Below are 23249 nucleotides of genomic sequence, written 5' to 3'. Positions count from 1 at the left end.
GCAGCAGGGCGACGATGATCCAGTTGGCGACGAGCGACGAACCACCCGCCGCGAGGAACGGCGTGGTCAGGCCCGTGAGCGGGATGATGCGGGTGACGCCGCCGACCATGATGAACACCTGCAGCGCGATGGTGAACGACAGGCCGGTCGCGAGGAGCTTGCCGAAGTCGTCCTGGCCGGCCAGTCCGATGCGGATTCCGCGGCTGGTGAAGACCATGTACAGGCAGAGGATCGCGAAGACGCCGACGAGCCCCAGCTCCTCGCCGAGCGCAGGAAGGATGTAGTCGCTCTCCGACACAGGCGTCAGGTACGGCCTGCCCTGACCGAGCCCCGTGCCGATGAGACCGCCCTGCGCGAGGCCGAAGATTCCCTGCACGAGCTGGTAGCTGCCGCCGTTCGCCTCGATGACCTCGGGGTTGAAGGCATCCAGCCAGTTCGTGAAGCGGCCGTTGACGTACGACAGCACCTGCGACGCGATCAGGGCTCCGGCCGCGGCGAGGGTCACGCCGATGAGGACCCAGCTCGTCTTGCCGGTCGCGACGTACAGCATGGCGACGAACATGCCGAAGATCAGCAGGCCGGTGCCGAGGTCGCGCTGCATCACGATGATGCCGAGCGAGATCAGCCAGAGCACGAGCAGCGGGCCGAGTTCGCGCGCGCGCGGCCACGTCATGCCGAGGAACCGCGTGCCGACCGACGTCAGGCTCTCGCGCGTGCGCACGAGGTAGCCGGCGAAGAAGATCGCGAGGGCGATCTTCGCGAGCTCGCCGGGCTGGAAGGAGAAGAAGCCGAGTGAGACCCACACGTCGGCGTTGGCATCGGTGCCGAGCCCCGGGATGATCGGCAGGATGAGCAGCCCGATGCCGACGAAGCCGAAGATGTAGGTGTACCGGAACAGCACCCGGTAGTTGTGCAGCAGCAGCACGACGAGCACCGCACCGACCAGCGCGATCGCGGCCCACGCGAGCTGGCGGGTCGAGAAGGCCTCCCAGCCATGCCGTTCCATCGCGATGTCGATGCGGTAGATCATCGCCAGGCCCAGCCCGGTGAGCAGGGTCGCGATCGGTACGACGAAGGGGTCGGCATCCCTCGCCCGCAGTCGCAGCACGATGTGCAGCGCCACGACGAGGGCGGTCAGGCCGCCGCAGTAGACGAGGAACGTCCAGTCGATCGCGCCCACGGCGCCGAGCTGCACGAGGGCGACAGCGGAGCCGTTGATCGCGAACGCGAAGACCAGCAGCGCGAGCTCGCGGTTGCGCTGGGTCTGCGGCACGCGGATCCGGCGGAGGGCCCGCACGACGGCGGTGTCGGTGGAGACCGCCTCGGTCGCCGTGCTCGTCGAGCCGCTCATGAGCCTCCTCCCGCCGTCTCGCTGATCGTCTGCACGATACGTCGGGCGTCTGAGAGGGAGCTCGCCGAGATTGTCTGAACGACGGTGACGCGCGCGAACTCCGACAGCGAGTCGAGGGGGATCTCGGTGTCTTCGTACGGCGTGGACAGCGAGATCGGGCCGATGCCCTGCTGCACGCCCTGGAAGATCACCACGGTGTCGTCGTCGGCGCCGACGAAGTAGCGCGTCTGCGTCCACTGGTAGCCGATCCACAGCGCTCCCGCGATGAGCGCGAGGACGAGGGCGAGACCGACGATCCAGCCGATGCGCCGACGCCGAACCCGGCGCTTGTCCTCCTCGATGAGCTCCTCGAGGAACTCCGCCGCCGGCTCGAAGTGCGTCGGCTCATTGGCCGCCTGCCGGTTGGGGTGGAGCCAGCTCGTGCGTCCGGGACGCGCCGCGGGCACGCCGAGTCCCACCGGGTTCGACGCGGAGCCGACGACCGTGGGCGTGCCCGAGAAGAGCGGATGCTGCCCCCCGACGTCGACGATCACGATGGTGACGTTGTCCGGCGCGCCGCCGTCGAGCGCCTGCTTCAGCAGGTTGTCGGCCGTGCGGCCCGGGGCGAGTCCGAGGGCGAGGGCCTTGGACGTGTGGGGATCGTCGACCACGCCCGACAGTCCGTCGGAGCACAGCAGCCAGCGGTCGCCGGGCTGGGTCGGCATGATGAACGTGTCGAGCTCGGGGTCGGGATCCATGTCCCCGAGCACGCGCATGAGCACCGAGCGACGCGGGTGATAGCGCGCCTCCTCGGGCGTGATGCGCCCCGAGTCGACCAGCCGCTGCACGAACGTGTGGTCCGTCGTGATCTGGGTGAGCGCGCCCTCGCGGAACAGATAGATGCGCGAGTCGCCGATATGGGCGATGACGGCGTAGTCGTCGACCATGACGAGCGCGCTCACGGTCGTGCCCATTCCGGCGAGTTCCGGGCGCACGTTGACCGTGTCGATCAGCTCGGTCGCGGCATCCGCTATCGCATCGCGCAGTTCGCGCTCGGCCTCGGCCGTCGACGCGAACGGGCGATCGAGGCTCTCGAGTCGCGCGATGGCGAGGCTCGAGGCGACGTCGCCGCCCGCGTGCCCGCCCATGCCGTCGGCGACGACGAACAGATTCGAACCGGCGTAGCCGGAGTCCTGATTGTTCGACCGCACCTTGCCGGTGTGGGAGATGGCGGCACTCGAGCCCTGGAAGACCATGGGTGTGGGGACCGCCGCTTACTTCCGCAGCTCGAACGTCGTCGCGCCGACCTTGATCGGGGCGCCGATCGTCACGGGCACCGGTGCGCTCACGCGCACGCCGTCGTGCCAGGTGCCGTTCGTCGAGTCGAGGTCCTGGATCATCCACTGGTCGCCCCACAGCACGAGACGCGCGTGGTGGCTCGAGGTGTAGTCGTCGCGGATGACCAGCGCCGACTCGCTCGAGCGCCCGATCGTGAGCGGCTCGTTGCCGAGCGGCAGCTCGATGCCGGCCTTGGGACCGCTCGTGATCACGATGCGCGACACCGACGACGCGGTCGCCGGTCCGCCCTTCGGGCCTGCGGCGGGCGCCGCTGCCGGCGCGACGGGAGCGGTGGCCCCGCCGGGGCGGGATGCCGCGGCCGCGGGGACTCCGGCGGCGGCGGGCTCGGGCATCTTGCGGACCTTCACGCCGAAGAGGTCGGCGCGCAGCGAGTAGATGACCGCGAACACGAAGGCCCACAGCAGCACCAGGAAGCCGATGCGCAGCAGGAGGAGCGTCAGTTCACTCACGGCAGGGGACCTCCGTCGCGCAGGTTGTACGCACGGGTCGCGTCGTCGGGGCTCATCGTGGGCTTCGGCGGCGGGGCGGCCTGCGCGACGACGTGGAACACGATGTCGGTCCGGCCGATCGTGACGGTCGAGTCCGGCGGCAGCGCGGCCTCGGTCACCTTGTTCCCGTTGAGCAGCGTTCCGTTGGTCGACTTGAGGTCGCGGACCATCGCGCGCTCGCCGTCCCACAGGATCTCGACGTGCTTGCGGCTGGTGCCGGCGTCGGCGATCGTGATGTCGGCGTCGCTGCCGCGGCCGATGACCGTGCGGCCCTTGACGAGCGGATGCCTCTTCCCCGCGATGTCGACGACACCGCGCCACGACACCCGGCCGCCCTGCGCGGTCGACGACTCCACCCGCAGCGTGCCGGTCGAGATCTGCTCGTCGCGCTGCAGGGCGATGGAGACGGGACCGGCGAACGAGTAGCCCTGCGCCTTGGCGTGCTTGTGCACGAGGGTGTCGAGCTCGTGCACGAGGGCATCGCCGAGTGCCGACATCTTCTCGTCGTCGGCGGCAGCGAGGTGCACCGTGAAGGTGTTGGGCGCGAGGATGCGGTCGCGGCTCACCACGGCGGCCTTCTTGTCGAGTTCGCTCCGCAGTGCGGAGGCGATCTCGACGGGCTGGATGCCGCTGCGGAAGGTCTTGGCGAACGCGCTGTTCACTGCGCGCTCCAGACCTTTCTCGAAGCTGTCAAGTAGTCCCACGGGGCTCCTCGGACGGGGGGTGCCGGTTGGTACATGCTAGTTGCACAGTCTGGAATGCCCGTGAACCGATCGCCGGGATGGCCCCGAGTCACCGTTTCTCGGAGGATCCTCCATCCTTCGGAGGATTCCGCCGGAATGTTCCGAAGTACCGGCGATCCTCCGAGTTCGGGAGCCGCGTCGCTGCGTGATATCCTCGGGAAGTTGAGTTTCGCGGTGTCTCCGGATGCCGCGGCTCGCGCGAGTGGCGGAATAGGCAGACGCGCTGGCTTCAGGTGCCAGTGCCCGAAAGGGCGTGGGGGTTCAACTCCCCCCTCGCGCACACACGAGAAAGGCCCCCGGTTCCCGGGGGCCTTTCCCGTTCCGGGTCGCGGCGGCCGGTACCGTATGAGCGTGCGGGCGATGATCGTGATGACGGGGCGTCTGCTCGCCGCGCACTGGCCGGCGCTGGTCGCGTGGTACCTCGCGGGCACGCTCGGTCGCTACCTCGGCATCGAGCTCGCGGGCTTCGTGGGCGGATACTCGGCGCTCGGCGGCATGCTGCTGCTCCCGCTGCCGATCCTGGCGAAGCTCATCAGCGTGGTGGCGATGTTCCTCGTCCTGCGCGACGGCATGGTTCGCCTCGGGGCGATCGCGCCGCCGCCCGCCGACCGCGACGAACGGCTGCGGAGCTTCCGCGACGCGCTGCTGTCGTCGGTGCTGCCCTTCATCGCGGTGTACGCGCTGCTGGGGTTCCTCGTCGAGGACGTCGCGGCGTACCTCGACGCCGCGCTCGCGGTGCAGTCCGGACGCGAGTTCGCGGGCCTCGCCGAGTCGGTCGAGACCGGCGTCACCGTCGCCGTCGACACCTCGGGGGCGGTGACCGAGCTCGCCTGGGAGCCCTGGACGATCGCCGTGATCGTCCTCGCGTTCGCGGGCCGCTGGGCCTGGAAGCGCTGGCAGATGAGGCTGCCCCGCTGGACGGCCCTCGTCGCGACCTATCTCGAGGCACTGTGGATCTTCCTCGCCGCCTACTTCATCGGCGAGGCGCTGGATCAGGTGACCGGCTGGATCGAGTCGAGGCAGGCGATGGCGTGGCTCGCGGATGCGCGCGCCTGGATCGGCGGCTGGTTCGCGCCACTGGGATGGGCGTGGGATGCCGTGGGCTGGGTGCTCGGCGAGGTCGGCGCCCTCATCCTCGTGCCCCTCGCGTGGCTCACCATCGCCGGCGTCATCTACGGCCAGGCCGTCTCGCCGGAGGGCGTGCAATGGCGCGGACGGCTCGTCGAGGAGGCCCGCGCCCGGTACGGCTCGGTGCCGCAGCGTGTGCGACGGCGGCTGGGTGACATCGGCTCGGGCGTCGGATCGCGATTCCGCCCGGTGTGGCGCGCGATCGTGCTGATGTGGCGCAGCGGCCCGATTCTCATCGGCGGATACGTCCTGCTCTACGCCATCGTGATGTTCGCCGAGCAGTGGCTGCGCATCGGACTCATCCGGCTCGTCGGGCCCCACGACTTCTGGACGTTCTGGCTCGTCGCCGGCACGCCCCTGCTGCTGCTCGTGCCGCTCGTGATCGAGCCGGTGCGCACCGCCGTGATCGCCAGTGCGTACGACGCCACGATCGGCGCCCTCATCGGCGCGCCGGCCGCGCCGTCAGGGCGCGACGACGAGTCGGACGAACCCGGGCAGCTCGTCGCCGACCTGGATGTCGACGCCGAAGGGCCCCTCCGCGTCGTCGGGGAGCAGGAATGGCAGCGAGAGGGTGAACGACCCGGTCGACTCTGAGTCGCAGAAGGTGTCGAGCTCGTAGTCCCAGTCGACGTGGCTCGTCGCGTCGTTCCACTGGCGGCCCTCGCCCGACAGTTCCCGCAGCGTCGGGCGGAGGCATCCGATTCCGTCCGCGTCCGGCGCGACGGGAACCTCGACGACGACGAGCCGGGTGCCGGAGGGAACGTCATCGTCGGAGCCGGGAGAGGCGAACGCGGCCGTCGCGGGGCCCCAGGTGGCACCGGCGTAGGCGATCTCCTGGCCCGGCTGCGCGGTCGTGGCGAACACCGGCTGGGCCTGATTCCGCGCCCACCATTCGTTCCCCGCGATGACGGCGCCGGTCACCGGCAGCAGCACGGCGACGGCGACCAGCGCGACCGCGTTCCGCCGCCACCAGCCGCGGGTCATGAGGCCCATCCGTCGGGGAGCAGCTCGACGTCGGCGTCCCGCGCGAGGGCCGCCAGATCGAGGGGCACCTCCACGATCGAGTCGAGCCGGGTCTCGTCGTCCATCGCCAGGTGCAGCACCCCCGTGCGTTCGGAGAGGTTCTCGGGAAGCTCGAACGCGATGCTCCCGCTTCGCGCGATCCCGACGGAGAGCGCCGACTCGAAGAGCGAGTCCGGCCGCTCGCTCGCCCGATAGGTGACCCCGTCGACCACGAAGACGGCATGCTCCAGGCGCGCGCCCGTCTCCTCGCCGCGAGCCGAGGCTTCGAGGTCGATCACGAGCCATGTCCCGTCGGCCTGCCAGCCGCTCGCCACGGCACGATCCCCGATCCGCGCATCGGTGACCGTGACCTCGAACGTGCGCCCCGACGCGGTCTCTCCGACAGCGGCCGGGACCACGAACGGCCGCTGCGCGTCATCGTCTGCAGGGGTGAGCTGCACCACGCCCCAGGCCGCCACGAGCAGCGCGACGCCGATAGTCCAGACGAGCCACCGCCTCATTCCTCGGCTCCCGAAGCGTCGGAGCCGGCTCCGACATCCGTCAGATCGACCGTGAGGACGGCGGCATCGACCGGGTCCTGCCAGGACTGCCCATACGTGATCAGCTGCCCGGTGTAGAGGCTGAAGTCGCGTAACTCGACGTGCAGCTCATCCCCCTCGGCGAACCTCTCGGCGTCGACCGCCCACGTGAGCACGAGCTGCGCAGGCACGCCCGGCTGGAGGTACGGGTTGATCGTGGTGTCGTCGAAGCGGGCGATGGACTCGGCCGGAGCATCGCCCAGTTCGGCGATCCGCACCGATCCCATGACGCCCTGCGTGCCGTTCGCATTGCTGGATGCCTGCGCCTCGGTCCAGACGTTCTCGGCCGTGAGCACGACCGCGAGCACACGCTGATCCGAGTCCTCCTCGAGGAAGATGCCGGCCTCCGGAAGCTCGTCGATGAGCACGGCCCTCTCGATCGTGAGGGCGAACTGGGCGTTCTCGTGGGTGTCCCCCGCCTCGAGTTCGCTGATCGGCAGCGCGGCGGTGGCGTCGAGTCCGCCGAACGCGGCCGTCACGCCGAGGAACGCCACCGTGAGGATTCCCGCGAACCACGCGGTCGGCACGCGGTCCGAGATGCGCGCCAGCCGGCGCGCCCCGCTCGCCGGTTCGACAGGGGCCTGATCTCCGCCGACTTCCGGGGGAACGGGCGGGACGGTCACGAGCCACATCCTATGGCGGCGAATCGGCCCTGGCCGGACACACGCGACCTCGGCGGGCGGGTGCCGCCGCGAGCGGCTGCTCGTCGGGCCCTACTCCAGCATCGGCACGAGGGTGAAGACGATCTCCTCGACCTCGCGGCGCACACCCGGCGCGTAGTCGACGTTGCGCGACACCTCGGTGAAGCCCACCTTCGTGAGGACGGCGATCGAGCCGGCGTTGTGGGCGGCCGCACGAGCGAACAGCGGCCGGACGGCTTCACGCTAGACGAGGTGGCGGAGCGCCTCGGTGGCGACGCCGCGGCCGAGCGCGTGGCGCGCGATCCAGAAGCTCACCTCGCGATCGCCGTCGATCGTGAAGGCCGCCGCCGTCCCCGCGAAGCCGCCGTTCTCGGTCACCACCTGCACCAGGACGTCGGGGTTGCCGCGCTGGCGAGCGATCCACGCGTCGAAGGCGGCGCGGTCGTCGGGGTCTTCCGCGGTGAACGCCGCCATCGCCACCGCGTCGGGGTCGCGCATCATCTCGAAGATGGCGTCGAGGTCGTCGTCGTCGAGGTCGCGCAGCTCGATGTGGTTCACACGCCCACCGTAGCGAGCGCCTCTGACTCAGGAGAGACCGTGCAGCTCGCGCAGCAGCGCCTCGGCGCGTGCGCCGTCGCGCCGGATCATGGCATCGCGGAAGTCCTCGTACGCCGACGAGCGCCCGACCGGGCACTCGATCAACGGACGCCATGTCGAGATGTTGCGCCGGATCGCGAGCTCGGCCTCGCGCATGAACCGCAGGATGGCGACGTTGCCGGTGGCGCGCGTCAGCTTGGCGAAGAAGAGGTGGCTCGCGCGCAGGAGTTCGGCGTAGTCATCGGCGCGGGATGCTGCGATCACGTGGTCCAGCTCGGCGATGACGTCGTCCAGCTCGTCGTCGGCCCCGTGCGCGATCGCCATGCGGGCGGCGTTGCCCATCAGATAGGCGACGAATTCGAGCGTGTCGGCCTGGGCCTTGGTGTTGGGCACCGACACCCGCGTGTAGCGGTGCGGCGACACCTCGACGAGTCCGACCCGTTCCAGCCGCTGCAGCGCCTCGCGCACCGGGGTGCGCGAGACGCCCAGCCACTCGGCCAGGTCGTGGTCGCGCAGACGCTCCCCCGGAGCGAGACTGCCGTCGAGGATCGCCTCGCCCAGGCGCGTGTAGACCTCGTCACCGAGGACGGTGCCGCGAGGGACCAGAGGGGCGAGGGGGACGGTCATGAGTGCGACCAGTGTACGACTGCCGATTCAGGCGCATGAACATTTCCTGGGGGTCACCACTCCCCACGCCGGCCTCGCCGCGACGCCGATATATCGGTACCATGAGCCTGTCACGCTTCGGCGTGGCCTATCCGGGGGGATCCGTCGACGCCCGGGCTTCGAGCACTGCTCAGCCCGGGCGTCCGATGGGCCGGCGGGTTGCGGCATCCGCTGTCTGCAACGTTTGTGTCACACCCTGTGAAACCCGTGTCGCGGTGCGCCCCATACACCATTACGTTGGTTGTGACTCGTGGCATGAGCGCGGGCACCCCCAAAGAACGGCAAGTAATGAGCACGCAGGGCACCGTCAAGTGGTTCAACTCGGAGAAGGGCTTCGGCTTCATCGCTCCCGACGAGGGCGGCGCAGACGTCTTCGCGCACTACACCGCCATCGCGGCGAGCGGCTACCGCTCCCTCGAGGAGAACCAGCGGGTCGAGTTCGAGATCGCCCAGGGCCCCAAGGGCCTGCAGGCGGAGAACATCCGCCCCATCTGAGCCTCGGGCCTTCGGGCCCGCATCAGCGGAGCTGCGCCGCGGCATCTCCTTCGCCCAGCGTCGGGCAGGTGCCGCGGCTCAGTCGCGCCCGGCTTCGGCCGGGCGCTTTCGCGTTTCCCGGGGCCGGCCGAACCGCAGGCGACAATCTCCGTCAGTCGCGGTCGCCGCGCACGAGCTCGAGCCCCGCGCCCGCGAACTGGCGCAGCGTCGCGTCGGGGAGGAAGGCGCGCGTGAGGGCGGCGCCGATGCGCGTCAGGTCGCTCTCGTCGCGGAAGAGCAGGTACATCGTCTCGTAGCGCGGGTGGAACTTGCTCTTGAACCGGTGCAGGGACTGGAACCCGTAGACGGGCTCGAGCATGCCGGCCAGTCGATCCGACAGCGAGGCGATGGCACCGGCATCCGGCGGATATTCGTGAGCCAGCGGCGCGCCCGACAGCGACATGATCTTGGCGCCCTCCTGTGAGAACAGCTGCGCAGACGAGCCGATCAGGAACTCCATCACCGGCCCGAACCCGTCGTCGCGCCGGCGCATGAGGTCGAGGGTCCAGCCGCGCACCGCGCCGCCGCCGCCGTACACCGGCAGCCAGGAGAGGAAACCGTCGACGTCGCCGCGCGGCGAGACCGCCAGGGCCAGCCGCACCTCAGGGTCCTCGGCCTGGTCGAGCGTTCCGAGGGTGAAGCCCATCTCGGGCAGCCCCTTGTCGCCGACCCACATCTCCGAGATGGCGCGCAGCTGCTGGCGAATGCCCCACGGCTCGTCCCGCAGCCGGGTCATCCGGAACGTCATCTCCTCGCGCCCTGCGCGATTGAGCGATGTGCGCACCGCGTTCCAGCGCTTGCCGGTGAACGCGAGCCCGGGCAGATCGACGATGGTGTCGTCGGCGACGACGAGACTGCGCCACCCCGCGGGGACCGCCGACCGCGTCGCCTCACTCGAACTGAAGAAGCACGGCACGAGCCCGGCATGCTCGGCGGAGCGGATGAACTCGATGACGGATGCCGCGCGCGACGCCTCCGGACCGAGCGGGTCGGCCAGCACGACGGCCGCGCCCGCACGCCGCTGGTAGGTCACGATGCCGTCGCCGGTGCGGGCGTAGCTGTTGCCCTCCCACGTCGTCATCCACGACAGGGTTCCTCCGCCGTGTGCGCGCAGCGCGGCGCGCGCGTCGTCGGCGGTCGGGACCGGCGACCCGCCGATCCGGCTGCGCCGCCGCGCCCGGAACGCCCGGCGCACCCAGACGAGGTAGACGAGGAGCAGCAGCCACATCGCCGACTGTGCGATGGCGACGTTGAAGTCGCCGAACCGGTCGTCGAGGCGCTCCGGGCCGAGCACGAAGGCGAGCACCACGAGGAGCACGCCGGTGAGGACGTTGACGGAGGCGAGCACGAGAGTCCAGACCCACGCCCAGCGGCGCCCGCGACGCAGGCCGTTCGCGAGGAGCGCGATCACGACGACGTCGACCGCGATGTCGAGGAACGATCCTCCGGTCGCCGCGGTGTGCCCGAACGGCCCGTCGGTGGGAACGAGCAGTGTCAGGATCTCGACCGCGAGGATCGCCAGCGCCGCGACGAAGGCGATGAGCCTCTGCTCGCGCACCGTCGTGCGCTGGATGCGCAGCGATCGGTCGACGAACAGCACGAGCAGCACCGCGAACGCGTGCTCGAGGTCGGCGAGCGAACCCCAGAAGAACAGCGTGACGAAGCTGAAGCCGAGCAGGAACAACCATCCGCGCACGCGCCACGGAGAGGCGAGCAGGCCGACGGCGGCCGCGATGCCGGCCAGGGTTCCGCCCGACGGTCCGACGTCGAGCACGGCGGCCTCGGCCTGCGCCCACGGCCAGGGCAGCGCGGAGGCCGCCCACAGGAAGAGCGCGCTCGCGAAGATCGCGAAGAGCTGCCCCACGCCGAAATAGCCGAGCGCGCTGAGCGATCCGCGCCGGTGCTCGAGGTAGGCGAGCCCGGCGAAGCTCGGGATCACGAACGCGTAGACGATCGGGTGGTCGACGAAGAACGTGCCGGTCACCGGCGTCCACCACCGGCCCTCCGCCAGCGCCGGCAGCCCGTACGCGACGCTCCCGAAGAGCGGGTCCTCGGAGAAGGGGCTCCACAGGCCGCCCCAGATCACGCCGACCGCCAGCAGCACCGCGATCAGCGAGAGCGTCACCGGGATCCGTGCGATCACGGACGCGAGGGCGTGGCGCGATCGCTTCCCGGCGTCGGTCATGGCTTCACGATAGCGACGCCGCGCGCGTCACGGCCGGCCGAGGCGGTCGTAGTCGGCAAGCGCCATCGCATCCTCGGCGTGACGCAGCGCGCGGCGCGCGGCGTCGAGCGCGGCCACCGGATCGCCCGCCTGCCGCGCCTGCGCGAGCTCGTGCTGGGCCGACAGCATCCGGGAGCGGGCGTCCGCGCTGGCGCGCGAATGGGCGACGGATGCCTCGGCCTGCGCGATCGCGCCGCGGGCTGCCGCGAGCGTCCCCGGCAGGGCGGTGCGGGCACCGCGGAGGCGCTGCTGCGCGGTGCGCGCGTCGCCGAGTGCGAGGTCGAGCCGGCTGCGCAGGCGTGCGATGCGGTCGACGGTGCGGGATGGTCGGCGTGCGGCATCCGCTTCGATCGCCGTCAGTTCGGCGTCGATGGCGCGCAGCTCCGCTCCGAGCTTCTCGGCGTCTGCGGGGTCGAGGTGCTCGCGGGTCACGTGCGCCTGATGGAGTGCGACGCGCGCGGCGTCGACCTCGCCGGGCACCGCCTGCGCGGCCTGCAGCACGAGCCGGTGAGCCTCCTCGAGGATGCGCGCGTCGGCCTCCGCCTGCCGCAGCGACCGCTCGGCGCCGCCGAGCTCGGCGAGCACGCTGCGCGTGGGGTCCTGCGCGTGGGCTGCGGCGGCGTCGAGGCGGCGGGCGGCCTCGTCGGCCTCGTGGAGTGCATCGCGGGCGGCGCGCGCGGCATCCTGCCACTCGTCCTCGTCGAACCGGGCGGCGAGCTCCGACACGAGCGCGGCCGGATCGCCCATGGACGCCCGCAGACCGGCGAGACGCTCGCGGGCAGCGGCGATCTGGCCGGCCGCCGAGATGTTGGCCTGCACCCACGCGGCGTGCTCGGAGCGGGCCGCGGCGATCGTTCGCAGCGCCTCGGCGGAGCGCTTGTCGATGCGGGCGGCGAGGCGCCGGATCTCGTCCGGGGCCACGCCCGGCTCGCTGATGGCACGGTACTCGTCGAACGACTGGTCGCGCACATGCTGGCCGTTCAGGCGCGCGCGCCGCAGCGACGCGGGGGCGCCGCCGCCGTAGAGCGCGCCCGACAGCCCCACCTCGAGGTCGAGTTCGGCCACCTCGTCGTCGAGCCGCACGAGCGTCGCGCCCGCGCGGGCCCGATCCTGCTCGGCCGCGGCCCGGGCACGAGGAGACCGGCGGGCGCGGCGTGCGGCCCACACCACCACGGCGACGAGGATCGCCGTGACGCCGAACACGATCAGCGCGGGCACGAGCCACGCGAGGACCGCCCCGACGATCTCAGCCATCGAGGTCCTCGAAGAGCAGCAGGCGGCGCAGCTGCGCGACGTCGTCGACGGCGGCCTGCGCGCCGTCCGCCTCGTGCGGCCAGCTGAAGCCCCAGCGCACGAAGATCACCGGAACCCCGTGGGCGGCGCCCCCCTCGACATCGTGGTGCCGGTCGCCGATGAGCACGGGACGGCTGGTGTCTACGCCGGCCGCGCGCAGCCGGCGCAGAGCCTCGGCGACGATGTCGGCCTTGGCGCTCAGGGTCTTCTCGTCGGGCGTCGCGCCGGCGATCGCGGTGAGCGAGGTCGACAGGTCGAAGTGGTCCATGAGGGCGACGACCTGGATCTCGGGCTTCGAGCTGGCGGTCGCCTGCGGGATCCCGCAGGCAGCCACGTCGCGGATCAGCTCGGCGACGCCGTCGAAGAGCTTCGCCCCCGTGGTGTAGCCGTCGGCCTTGCCGAGCACGCGGTAGAAGGCGACCGCTTCGGTGGACTCCTCCGGCGTCATGCCGACGTTGACCTGGAACGAGTCGTACATCGGCGGCCCGATCCAGTGCACCAGCTCGGCGCGGGTGGGCGGGCGCTTGCCGAAGTGCTCGAGGGTGATCGTCAGGCGGCGGAGGATGCCGTCGGAGGCGTCGACGATCGTGCCGTCGACGTCCCACAGCACACAGGTCCAGGGAGATCGGGTCGGCATGGGTCCAGCCTATGGGTGGGGACGAGGTGCGTCGGTCGGGTCCCGATACGGTGCTGGCGCGCCTCCTCGACCGGCGGGGACTTGAGGCTGCATCAGAACAACCGGGGGGCGCCGGACTCGATGCCCTTCATGCCCTCGTAGTCGAGCGTGACGCAGCGGATGCCGCGGTCGGCGGCGAGCACCTTCGCCTGCGGCTTGATCTCCTGAGCGGCGAAGACGCCGGTCACGGGCGCGAGGTGCGGATCGCGGCCGAGCAGCTCGAGGTAGCGCGTGAGCTGCTCCACGCCGTCGATGTCTCCGCGGCGCTTCACCTCGACGGCGATCGTGCCGCCCGCAGGATCGCGCAGCAGCAGGTCGACCGGGCCGATGGCCGTCGGGAACTCGCGCCGCACGAGCGTGAGGTTGTCGCCGATCACATCGACCTGCTCGGCGAGGAGGCGCTGCAGGTCGGCCTCGACGCCGTCCTTCTGGAGGCCGGGGTCGATGCCGAGCTCGTGCGACGAGTCGTGGAGCACCTCGTAGATGCGCACGAGGAGGGCGTCGCCGGTCTTGGCGTGCGTCACGCGCCAGTGCTCCACGACACCGGCGGCGACGGAGTCGGCATCCGGCTCCTCCACCTCGAGCCGGCAGGGCGGGCTCATCCAGTTGAGGGGCTTGTACGAGCCGCCGTCGGAGTGCACGAGCAGGCTGCCGTCGCCCTTGTGCACGAGCAGGCGCGTCGCGAGCGGGAGATGCGCGGTCAGCCGACCGGTGTAGTCGACGGAGCAGCGGGCGATGACGAGACGCACCCGACGAGCCTAGCCCCGCCGCCGGTGTCAGTGACGCGCGTGCCCGGCGCCGACCGTCGAGCCGGCGATCGGCTTGGCGGCGGGTGAGGCGATGCCGGATGCCACGGCCAGCGCGACGAGGATGTACAGCGTGTTCAGCAGTCCGATCTGCTCGCTGATGAAGCCCAGGATCGGCGGGCCGCACAGGAACGAGATGTAGCCGATCGTGGCCGCTGCGCTCACGCGCGCCGCCGCCTTCGCCGGGTCGTCGGCCGCAGCCGACATGCCGAGCGGGAATCCGAGCGAGACACCCGCGCCCCACAGTGCCGCGGCCACGAAGACGAGCGGGATGGTGGGCGCGAGGATGAAGAGCAGCAGTCCGCCCGCGGCGAGCACGGACAGCACGCGCAGCGTGTTCACCCGGCCGAAGCGATCGACCAGCGGGCCGCCGAAGATGCGGACGACGGTCATGCTGACCGAGAAGACGGTGAGTCCGAGGGCGCCCACGGCGGGGGTGGCACCGTGGCCTTCGACCATTCCGAGGGCGAGCCAGTCGTTCGCGCCGCCCTCGGCGAACGCCATGCCGAGCATGATCACGCCGAGCGCGTAGGTTCGCGGCTCGCGCCACGCCTCGAGCGACGTGTGCAGGCGGTCGCGCCAGTGCGGCTTGTCGGTCTCGGCCTCGGTGTCGCCGGTCAGCTCGCGGGCGGGCACGTTCGCGAACGATGCGAATGCGATCACCAGGATCACGACCGACATGACGGCGGTGTGCACCAGCACGTTGATGTGCTGCGCGGCGGCGAAGGCGCCGATGCCGGCGCCGATCACCGTGCCGAAGCTGAAGAAGGCGTGGAACAGCGGGAGGATCGTCTTGCCGCCCTGCTTCTCGATCGCCGCGCCCTCGACGTTCATCATCACGTCGACGGCGCCGTTGCCGAGGCCGAAGAGGACGAGGCCCCCGACGACGAACACGAAGCTCTGCGCGACGTCGGTGCCGACGCCGATGAGGAGCACGCCGGCCGCGAAGACGATCATCGCGACGAGCATGCCCTTGCGCGCGCCGAACCGGGCGAGCACCGGGGTCGCCAGGGAGAGACCGACGATCGAGGCGATGCCGGCGCCGAGCAGCATGAGGCCGATCTGGATGTTGTCGACGCCGAGCGTCTCCTTGATCGTCGGCACCCGCGAGGCCCACGTGGCGATACTCAGGCCGCTCGCGAGGAAGATCGCGAAGACGGCCGTGCGCCAGCGCACTTACTGGGAGCGGGTGAGGACGAGTTCCATGGCAGACACTGTAGCGAATCGATTCGACCGGTGTCGAATCGATTCGACGGGCCGACTTCCCACGCGCTACCATCGTTGCGACATGAGCACACGCCGGGCAACCATCTCCGACGTCGCGCGCGAGGCGGGCGTCTCGCCGTCGACGGCGTCGGTCGTCTTCAGCGGCAAGACCCCAGTGTCCGACGCGACGCGTCGCCGCGTGCTCGACGCCGCCTCGGCACTCGGGTACACCGGCCCCGACCCCCGAGCCGCCTCGCTGCGCCGCGGACGATCCGGCATCGTCGGCGTCGTGTTCGAGGAGCACCTCGGCACCGCCTTCCTCGATCCCGTCAAGACGCTCATGATGGACGGCCTCTCGGACGGCGTCGCACCGCTCGGCGCAGGCCTCCTGCTGCTGCGCGACCACGACCCCGGCAGCGGCGGGTCGTCGCTCATGTCGGCGCCGCTCGACGCAGCCGTGCTCGTCGGCTGCAGTGGCCACCTCCGCGAATCCCTCGACGCCGTCCGGGCCCGGGGCATACCGGTCGTCGTGATCGAGGGGGACGCCGGCGACGACGTGCCCCGCATCGGGCTCGACAACCGCGAGGCGCAGCGCCAGGCCGCCAGTCACCTGCGGGCGCTCGGGCACCGCCGCGTCGCGGTCGTCGCGCTCCCGGCGCGCGGCGGCTGGGAGGGCGGCTGGATCCTCGACGGCACCGCCATCACGGTCGACGTCACGCGCGAGCGGCTCGCCGGCGCCCTCGACGTGTTCCCTGACGCCCCGGCCTACGCCGCGGCGGGGAGCTTCATCGACGAGGGGCTCGCGGCGGGCCGCGTGCTGTTCGCAGAGGCATCCGATCGCCCCACCGCGGTCATCGCGCAGAGCGACCTGCTCGCCGCCGGCGTGATCCGCGCGGCCGAGGAGGCGGGGCTCCGCGTGCCGGAGGACGTCAGCGTCACCGGCTTCGACGGCATCGTCGTCGACGGTCTCGCGCCCTACGAGCTCACCACGCTCGTGCAGCCGGCCGCCGACAAGGGCCGGGCCGCCGGCCGCGCCGTCGCCGCGATGCTCGACGGCGGCGACGCGGCGTCGATCAGCTTCACGTGCGAGTTCCGCGAGGGGAACACCACCGGCCCCGCGCCGGCCGTCTGACTCAGGACCGCTGCGGGCCGAGCCCGAGCGTCCGCTCGCCGAAGTCCGCGATCGTGTAGCGGCCGCAGTCGATGAGCGTGGCGTCGTCGAGGGTCGCGCCCTCGGGCAGGGCGAACGGCACGGACTCCTCGTCGATCACGAGGAAGGACACCTCGCCCACCCGGAAGTCGTCGCGGTTCACCAGCCACGCATAGCCCCGCAGCTCGTGGTCGACCTGCACGAGGCGCCGCGGATCGTCGAGGTGCGCCTTGGCGAGCCGGACCGTCCAGAACTGCCCGGCGCCCGTGCGGGACGAGGCATCCGTCCACTTCACGACGCAGTCGAGGTCGGGATCGGGGGCGCTCGCCGCCGAGCTCAGGCGCGGGATGCCGATCGCCGACGCCGCCACGAGCGAGAGCGCCGCCGCACCGGCGAGCACGGGGAGGCTCGGGCCTCTCTCCCGGCGCCCGAGCAGACCCGGCAGCACGACGAGCCCGAGCACCGGTGCGAACGCGAGCGGCTCGAGGTAGCGCGCGGCATGAGTGCCGAGGGCCACGGCACCGACCGCGACGAGGACGGGCATGACCGCCCCGCACGCGGCGACGAGCGCCGGACCGATCTCGCTCCGCCTCGCGAGGATCGCCGCCGCGACGATGCACCAGACCCACAGGCCCACACCGAGCGCGATCCCGAACCCGCCGAGGAGGGTGCTGCCGCGATCGAGGACGAGCGCGCCGTAGTAGCCCGCCGACTCGAGCCAGCGCGACGGGTCGGCGTAGCCGGCGCCGGTGTTCGCGATGAGGCGGGCGAGCGGCATCCGGCCGGCGAAGCCCACGACCGATCCGGCGACCAGCGCGACCATCATCCAGACCGCGGAGCGCCGGACGGCCGGCGCGATCACCGCGACGAGCGCGAGCACCAGGACGAGCGGCACGACCGCCCACGCCGCGAAGAGCGGGTTCGAGAGGACGGATGCCGCAGCCACCGCCCCCGTCAGCCAGAGCGGCCACCGCCGCCCCGGCGCCTCGACCGCGCGTCGCGCGAAGCCGACGACGAGCACCGTCGCAACCACCGCCGCGCTGTAGTACGTGGTCGTCGTCAGCAGCGACGCGAGCTCGAGCGCATCGCGGCTGGGCGACGTCTCGGTCACCATGAGGAGCGCGAATCCGGTGAGGGCCAGCAATGCACCGGCGACGGGGGCGCGGGTCGCGTGTGCCGCTCCGGGTGCGCCCGGGGGTTCGCCCGCGGGACCTGCGACGCTCGCCGCGCCGGCAGCCACCCGCAGCGCCCCGTACAGCGCCAGCAGGTTGACCACGCCCGCGAGGGCGAGCGTGCCGGCGACCCCGAGGCCGAGCAGCGACAGCGCGCCGAGGACGGCGGTCTCCGGGAGGAAGAGCACCGATGACATCGCCCAGTCCTGCGGCTGGCCGGCCGCGACCGACCGCACCACGAGCGATGTGACGAGCGAGTCGCCGTCGCGGAAGAGCAGGTCCCCCCGCGGTGAGGACGCGACCGCGGCGACCGCGGCGACGGCGACCGCGAGCGCGGTCGCCCACCCGAGCAGCTCGCGCACCCAGCGCGGCGCGCGGATCACGGCGGGGTCGGCCTGCACGGGACCACTCTCGCACGCCACCGCCCCTCGCCCGGGCTGCGCGTCGGACCACTCAGCGCAACCCGGCGGCCTGAGGGCGGGGCACCCCGGTTAGACTGGACCGGACACCCTGATCGCCCGAGCCGCGCGCGTGAGCCCCCGGCCGACGACGACCACGAGGAGGCCGCCATGCTCCTCGTCCTCGGCGCGTTCGCACTCGTTCCGCTGGTGCTTCCGTGGCTCGTCGCCCGCATCGGGCCGCGTGCTTTCTACGTGGCCTCGATCCTGCCGCTGATCGCCTTCGGCCAGGCCGTCGCGTACACGCCGGCCGTGCTCGCGGGCGACATCCCCTTCGAGTCGTACGACTGGATTCCGCCCCTCGGCATCGAGCTGTCGATGCGCATGGACACCCTCGGCTGGCTGATGACGCTCATCGTCACCGGGGTCGGCGCCCTCGTGATGATCTACTGCCGCTGGTACTTCCGCGGCAAGAGGGAGGGCCTCGGCCAGTTCTCGGCGGTGCTGCTCGCGTTCGCCGGCGCCATGTACGGACTCGTGCTCACCGACGACCTCGTCGTGCTCGTCATGTTCTGGGAGACCACGAGCGTCCTGTCGTACCTCCTCATCGGCTACTACAACCGACGGGCCGCGAGCCGACGAGCCGCGCTCCAGGCGCTGCTCGTGACGACCCTCGGCGGGCTCGTGATGCTGATCGGCGTCGTCCTGCTCGTCGTCGACGCCGGCACCTCGAGCATCTCGACGATCCTCGCCGAGGCGCCCACCGGCCCGATCGTCGACGCCGCTCTCGTGCTGCTCCTCGTGGGGGCGCTCAGCAAGTCGGCGATCTTCCCCTTCCACTTCTGGCTGCCGGGCGCCATGGCCGCACCCACGCCCGTCAGCGCGTACCTGCACGCGGCGGCGATGGTGAAGGCCGGCATCTACCTCATCGCGCTGCTGGCGCCCGTCTTCGCCGTCGCGCCCACCTGGCGGCCGATCGTCATCTCGCTCGGCGTCTTCACGATGCTGCTCGCCGGGTACCAGGCGCTGCGCGAGACCGACCTCAAGCGCATCCTCGCGTTCGGCACGGTGAGCCAGCTGGGCTTCCTCACCGTCGTGCTCGGCTACGGCACGCGCGACGCCGCACTCGCCGGTCTCGCGCTCCTGCTCAGCCATGCGCTCTTCAAGTCCGCGCTGTTCCTCGTCGTCGGCGTCATCGACCGCCAGCTCTCGACGCGCGACATCGCGGAGCTCAGCGGGGTCGGTCGTCAGGCGCCGGTGATGGCGACGTTCTCGATCATTGCGGTCGCGTCGATGGTGGGCGTCATCCCCACCATCGGCTTCGTGGCCAAGGAGGGCGCGCTCACCGCTCTGCTCGACGAGGCGCTCGCCGGTTCGCCGTGGGGCATCGTCGCCTTCGCCGGAGTGGTCCTCGGATCGATCCTGACCGCGGCGTACGGCATCCGATTCATCTGGGGCGCGTTCTGGACCAAGAAGGATGCCTCGCGGCAGGCGGTGCCGGCGACGGCGTGGCCCGATCCGCCGATCGGCTTCCTGGGTGCCCCGGTCCTGCTGTCGGGGCTCACGGTCGTGGCCGGGCTCGCTGCGCCGCTGCTCGACGTCGCATTCGCGGGCTACGCCGATCTGGCGCCGGCGGGTGCGGCGGAGCATCCGGCCCACCTCGCCCTGTGGCACGGGCTCGAGCCCGCCCTGTTCATCTCCCTCGGAACCATCGCGCTGGGCGCGGTCGCCTTCTGGTTCACTGCGCGCGCCGGCTGGTCGCGCCGCGTCCTGCCGTTCACCGCGGCCGACGCGTACAACGCGGTGCTGCGCGGAATCGCGCGGCTCTCGGTCGTCACGACCAGCCTGACCCAGCGCGGCTCGCTGCCCGTCTACGTCGGCACGATCTTCGTCGTCTTCGTCGCCGCGGAGGGCACGGCACTGCTCGCGAGCCCGCAGTGGAAGGCGCAGCTCGACGCCTTCCACACGCCCATGCAGCTCGTGGTCGCGCCCATCATGATCATCGCGGGCCTCATCGCCGTGCGGGCGCGCAAGCGGTACACCGGCGTCGTGCTCGTCTCGGCCACCGGCCTCGGCATGGTCCTGCTCTTCGCGACGAGCGGCGCCCCCGACCTCGCGCTGACGCAGATCCTCGTCGAGACGGTGACGCTCGTCGCCTTCGCGCTCGTGCTTCGGCGCATCCCGTCGCGCATGGGCGAGCACAACGCCTCGGTGTGGCCGGTCGCCCGCGCGGTGCTCGGCGCGGCGGTCGGCGCGACGATGGCCGGGGTCGCGCTGGTGGCGACCGCCGCACGCACCTACAAGCCGATCTCCGAGCGGTTCCCCGAGCTGGCGTACGAGCTCGGGCACGGCAAGAACGTCGTGAACGTCGCGCTCGTCGACCTGCGCGGCTGGGACACGATGGGCGAGCTGTCGGTGCTCATCCTGGCGGCCACGGGCGTGGCATCCCTCGTCTTCGTCACGCACCGCTCCGACACGCTCTCGCGCTTCATCGCTCCCCTGCCCGCCGCGGCCGCGCGGACGCGCCGCACGCTCGTCGAGACCTCCGAGGGCGTCAAGCCGCGCGGCGAGGGCGGTGGCGGCAGGATGGCGTGGCTCGTCGGCGGTCAGCGCGTGCGGCCCGAGAACCGCTCGATCATGCTCGAGGTCGTCGTGCGGATCCTCTTCCACACGATCATCATCGTGTCGCTCTACCTGCTGTTCGCAGGGCACAACCTTCCGGGCGGCGGATTCGCCGGCGGGCTCGTGGCCGGCATGGCGCTCGTCATGCGGTACGTCGCGGGCGGCCGCTACGAGCTGGGGGCGGCGGCGCCCACCGACGCCGGACGCCTCCTGGGCGTGGGCATGTCGATCGCGGTGGCGTGCGCGGTCGTGCCGCTGTTCTTCGGCGCGGCCCCGCTCACCAGCACGTTCTTCGAGGCGGAGCTGCCCGTGCTCGGCCACGTCGAGTTCGTCACGTCGACGCTCTTCGACGTCGGCGTGTACCTCGTCGTCATCGGCCTGGTGCTCGACGTGCTGCGCAGCCTCGGCGCCGAGGTGGACCGCCAGGCGCAGGAGGCCCGCGAGGGCCAGCCGGCGGGGGTGAGCGTCACATGAGCGTGTCCGGAGTCCTCATCGTCATCATGGCCGTGCTCTTCGCGTGCGGCGTGTACGCGATGCTCGAGCGCAGCCTGACGCGCGTGCTCATCGGCTTCCTCCTGCTCGGCAACGCGGCGAACCTGCTGCTGCTGATCGTCATGGGCGAGCCGGGTGTGGCGCCGTTCTTCGGGGCCGCCGACGATCCCGAGGACATGTCCGACCCGCTGCCCCAGGCGCTCACGCTCACGGCCATCGTGATCACGTTCGCGATCTCGGCCTTCCTGCTCGCGCTCATCTACCGGTCGTGGCAGCTCGGGCAGGCCGACACGGTCGAGGACGACGAGGCCGACCGTGCGATCCGCGAACGCACCGCCGACGTCGACGAGACCATGGACGAGGAGATAGAGATCGAGGACGAGGACGACGACGCGACCACCGACTTCGTCGGTCTCGACACGTCGCCGATCACGGTCCTCGGGCCCCGCGACTTCGCGGGGCTGCGCGACGACGCGCCCGTCGACCGTCCCGCCGCACCCGAGGCCAAGGGCGGTGACGACGCATGATCGGCTTCGCGCCCGCCCTGGTCCCGCTGCTCGTCACCCTGCCGCTGCTCGGCGCGGCGATCGCCCTCATCTCCGGACGCCACCGCCGGACGCAGGTCATGGTGTCGGTCGCGACCCTGTCGCTGACCACCGTCATCTCGGCGATCCTGCTGTGGGTCGTCGACTCGAGCGACCAGGCGATCGCCGTGTCGGTCGGCGGCTGGCCGGTGCCCTTCGGCATCGTGCTCTACGTCGACCGCCTGGCGGCGCTGCTCGTGCTGGTGTCCAGCATCGTGCTGCTCGCGGTCCTCCTCTTCTCGGTCGGGCAGGGCGCCGCCGACGGCGACGACGAGACGCCGGTCTCGATCTTCCACCCGTCGTACCTGATCCTCGCGGCCGGCATCTTCAACGCCTTCATCGCCGGCGATCTCTTCAACCTCTACGTCGGATTCGAGATCCTGCTGGTCGCGTCTTACGTGCTCATCACTCTCGGCTCGACCGAGTCCCGCATCCGCACGGGCGTCGTCTACATCGTCGTCTCGCTGGTGTCGTCGATCCTGTTCCTGTCGTCGATCGCGGTGATCTACGGGGCGCTCGGCACCGTCAACATGGTGCAGATCTCGCAGCGCATGGGCGAGCTGCCGCAGGAGACGCAGCTCGTTCTGCACCTCATGCTGCTGCTCGCGTTCAGCATCAAGGCGGCCGTCTTCCCGCTGTCGTTCTGGCTGCCCGACTCGTACCCGACCGCGCCGGCACCCGTTACGGCGGTCTTCGCGGGCCTGCTGACGAAGGTCGGCGTCTACGCGATCATCCGCACCGAGACCGAGCTCTTCCTCGACAACGACGTGAACCTCCTGCTGATGATCGTGGCCCTGGCGACCATGATCGTCGGCGTGCTGGGCGCGGTGGCGCAGGCGGAGCTCAAGCGGATCCTGTCGTTCACGCTCGTCAGCCACATCGGCTACATGATCTTCGGGCTCGCGATAGCCACCCCGGCGGCGATCGGCGCGACGATCTACTACATGGTCCACCACATCGTGGTGCAGACGACCCTCTTCCTCGCCGTCGGCCTCGTGGAGCGCCGCGCCGGCTCGACGTCGATCCTTCGCGTGAAGGGTCTGATGAAGGCCGCGCCGGTCATCGCGATCCTCTACTTCATCCCCGCCGTCAACCTCGGAGGACTGCCGCCCTTCTCCGGGTTCATCGGCAAGTTCGCGCTGTTCGACGCGGCCGCCGAAGTCGGGACGCCGATCATGATGGTGCTCATCGTCGGCGGCATCCTGACCTCGCTGCTGACGCTCTACGCGCTCATGCGCGCGTGGAACCTCGCCTTCTGGCGCGAGGAGGACGACTCGGCCGAGACCGAGGCGCGCATCTCGTACCTCGGCGCCTCCCCCGGCGGCGTCGACACCGAGCGCCGTGTCATTCCGAAGATCATGACGGCCTCGACGGCGGGCATGGTGGCGATCACCGTGGCGCTCACCGTCTTCGCAGGACCCCTGTACGACGTGTGCGCGCGCATCGGCGCCTCGCTCCTCGAGCCGGTCAGCCTCGTGCAGCTCGAGCAGGAGCTCGACGTCGGCACCGACGACCTCGGGCAGGGGGTGCAGCCGTGAC

20 protein-coding genes and 1 tRNA gene are annotated in these 23249 nt (G+C 71.3%); 7 read left to right on the top strand and 14 right to left on the bottom strand.

What is annotated here, in order from left to right; genetic code table 11:
* From OB08_RS13990 to OB08_RS13975, 4 genes are all read right to left on the bottom strand, one after another.
* The coding region (locus tag OB08_RS13990; RefSeq protein WP_461475732.1) for an FtsW/RodA/SpoVE family cell cycle protein at positions 1-1351 on the bottom strand (1351 nt) is incomplete at its 3' end.
* Positions 1348-2586, bottom strand: coding sequence for a PP2C family protein-serine/threonine phosphatase (locus OB08_RS13985; protein WP_461475730.1), 1239 nt, complete (start codon positions 2584-2586; stop codon positions 1348-1350). The genes OB08_RS13985 and OB08_RS13990, both read right to left, overlap by 4 nt.
* Positions 2587-2604: 18 nt before the next feature.
* Entirely contained in the window at positions 2605-3138 is a 534-nt protein-coding gene (locus OB08_RS13980; protein WP_461475728.1) for an FHA domain-containing protein FhaB/FipA, read from the bottom strand.
* Positions 3135-3881, bottom strand: a complete 747-nt coding sequence (locus tag OB08_RS13975; protein ID WP_461475726.1) for an FhaA domain-containing protein — start codon at positions 3879-3881, stop codon at positions 3135-3137. Before OB08_RS13975 ends, OB08_RS13980 begins: the two co-directional genes overlap by 4 nt.
* Positions 3882-4116: 235 nt before the next feature.
* On the opposite strand from OB08_RS13975, the gene OB08_RS13970 reads away from it, so the two are divergent.
* A tRNA-Leu gene (locus tag OB08_RS13970) sits at positions 4117-4200 on the top strand.
* Between the two features lie 80 nt (positions 4201-4280).
* On the top strand, positions 4281-5642 hold the full coding sequence (locus tag OB08_RS13965; protein WP_461475738.1) for a hypothetical protein: 1362 nt from the start codon (positions 4281-4283) through the stop codon (positions 5640-5642).
* 386 nt (positions 5643-6028) lie between these two features.
* Here the strand turns inward: OB08_RS13965 and OB08_RS13960 are convergent, their stop codons facing one another.
* The 4 genes from OB08_RS13960 to OB08_RS13945 form a co-directional block, all read right to left on the bottom strand.
* Positions 6029-6571, bottom strand: a complete 543-nt coding sequence (locus OB08_RS13960) for a DUF4352 domain-containing protein (protein WP_461475724.1) — start codon at positions 6569-6571, stop codon at positions 6029-6031.
* Complete coding sequence (locus OB08_RS13955) at positions 6568-7272, bottom strand: hypothetical protein (protein ID WP_461475722.1); 705 nt, start codon at positions 7270-7272, stop codon at positions 6568-6570. The genes OB08_RS13960 and OB08_RS13955 overlap by 4 nt, the downstream gene beginning before the upstream one ends.
* A gap of 261 nt (positions 7273-7533) precedes the next feature.
* A complete protein-coding gene (locus OB08_RS13950; RefSeq protein WP_461475720.1) occupies positions 7534-7848 on the bottom strand; it encodes a GNAT family N-acetyltransferase in 315 nt (104 codons plus the stop codon).
* Positions 7849-7875: 27 nt separating this feature from the next.
* On the bottom strand, positions 7876-8514 hold the full coding sequence (locus OB08_RS13945; protein ID WP_461475718.1) for a GntR family transcriptional regulator: 639 nt from the start codon (positions 8512-8514) through the stop codon (positions 7876-7878).
* A gap of 327 nt (positions 8515-8841) precedes the next feature.
* Between OB08_RS13945 and OB08_RS13940 the strand changes: the two genes are divergently transcribed.
* Positions 8842-9048 (top strand): cold-shock protein, encoded by a 207-nt coding sequence (locus OB08_RS13940; RefSeq protein WP_191765018.1) that lies wholly within the window; start codon positions 8842-8844, stop codon positions 9046-9048.
* A gap of 151 nt (positions 9049-9199) precedes the next feature.
* On the opposite strand, the gene OB08_RS13935 is transcribed toward OB08_RS13940, so the two are convergent.
* The 5 genes from OB08_RS13935 to OB08_RS13915 all read right to left on the bottom strand — a co-directional run bounded on the left by OB08_RS13935 (position 9200) and on the right by OB08_RS13915 (position 15262).
* A complete protein-coding gene (locus OB08_RS13935; RefSeq protein ID WP_461475717.1) occupies positions 9200-11272 on the bottom strand; it encodes a bifunctional lysylphosphatidylglycerol flippase/synthetase MprF in 2073 nt (690 codons plus the stop codon).
* Positions 11273-11299: 27 nt separating this feature from the next.
* On the bottom strand, positions 11300-12565 hold the full coding sequence (locus OB08_RS13930; protein WP_461475715.1) for a coiled-coil domain-containing protein: 1266 nt from the start codon (positions 12563-12565) through the stop codon (positions 11300-11302).
* On the bottom strand, positions 12558-13241 hold the full coding sequence (locus OB08_RS13925) for an HAD hydrolase-like protein (RefSeq protein ID WP_461475713.1): 684 nt from the start codon (positions 13239-13241) through the stop codon (positions 12558-12560). The genes OB08_RS13930 and OB08_RS13925 overlap by 8 nt, the downstream gene beginning before the upstream one ends.
* 92 nt (positions 13242-13333) lie before the next feature.
* Positions 13334-14029 carry an endonuclease NucS gene (nucS, locus tag OB08_RS13920; RefSeq protein WP_461475711.1) on the bottom strand — a complete coding sequence of 232 codons (696 nt, stop codon included), beginning with the start codon at positions 14027-14029 and terminating at the stop codon, positions 13334-13336.
* Between the two features lie 27 nt (positions 14030-14056).
* Positions 14057-15262: an MFS transporter gene (locus tag OB08_RS13915; RefSeq protein WP_461475709.1), complete on the bottom strand. Its 1206-nt coding sequence runs from the start codon at positions 15260-15262 to the stop codon at positions 14057-14059.
* Between the two features lie 112 nt (positions 15263-15374).
* On the opposite strand from OB08_RS13915, the gene OB08_RS13910 reads away from it, so the two are divergent.
* Positions 15375-16424 carry a LacI family DNA-binding transcriptional regulator gene (locus tag OB08_RS13910; RefSeq protein ID WP_461475707.1) on the top strand — a complete coding sequence of 350 codons (1050 nt, stop codon included), beginning with the start codon at positions 15375-15377 and terminating at the stop codon, positions 16422-16424.
* Position 16425: 1 nt separating this feature from the next.
* Here OB08_RS13910 and OB08_RS13905 read toward each other — a convergent pair whose 3' ends face one another.
* Positions 16426-18015 (bottom strand): hypothetical protein, encoded by a 1590-nt coding sequence (locus tag OB08_RS13905; protein ID WP_461475705.1) that lies wholly within the window; start codon positions 18013-18015, stop codon positions 16426-16428.
* 168 nt (positions 18016-18183) lie between these two features.
* Between OB08_RS13905 and OB08_RS13900 the strand changes: the two genes are divergently transcribed.
* From OB08_RS13900 to OB08_RS13890, 3 genes are read left to right on the top strand one after another with little or no spacing between them, the layout of a single operon-like run.
* On the top strand, positions 18184-21108 hold the full coding sequence (locus OB08_RS13900; RefSeq protein WP_461475703.1) for a Na+/H+ antiporter subunit A: 2925 nt from the start codon (positions 18184-18186) through the stop codon (positions 21106-21108).
* Positions 21105-21653: a Na(+)/H(+) antiporter subunit C gene (locus OB08_RS13895; protein WP_461475701.1), complete on the top strand. Its 549-nt coding sequence runs from the start codon at positions 21105-21107 to the stop codon at positions 21651-21653. The genes OB08_RS13900 and OB08_RS13895 overlap by 4 nt, the downstream gene beginning before the upstream one ends.
* Positions 21650-23248, top strand: coding sequence for a Na+/H+ antiporter subunit D (locus tag OB08_RS13890; RefSeq protein WP_461475699.1), 1599 nt, complete (start codon positions 21650-21652; stop codon positions 23246-23248). Before OB08_RS13895 ends, OB08_RS13890 begins: the two co-directional genes overlap by 4 nt.
* The last annotated feature ends 1 nt before the right edge of the window (position 23249 follow it).

The organism is Microbacterium sp. HJ5 (assembly GCF_054824025.1).
Note: the sequence above shows the minus strand (reverse complement) of the source record. Positions and strands in the feature narration are given on the sequence as shown.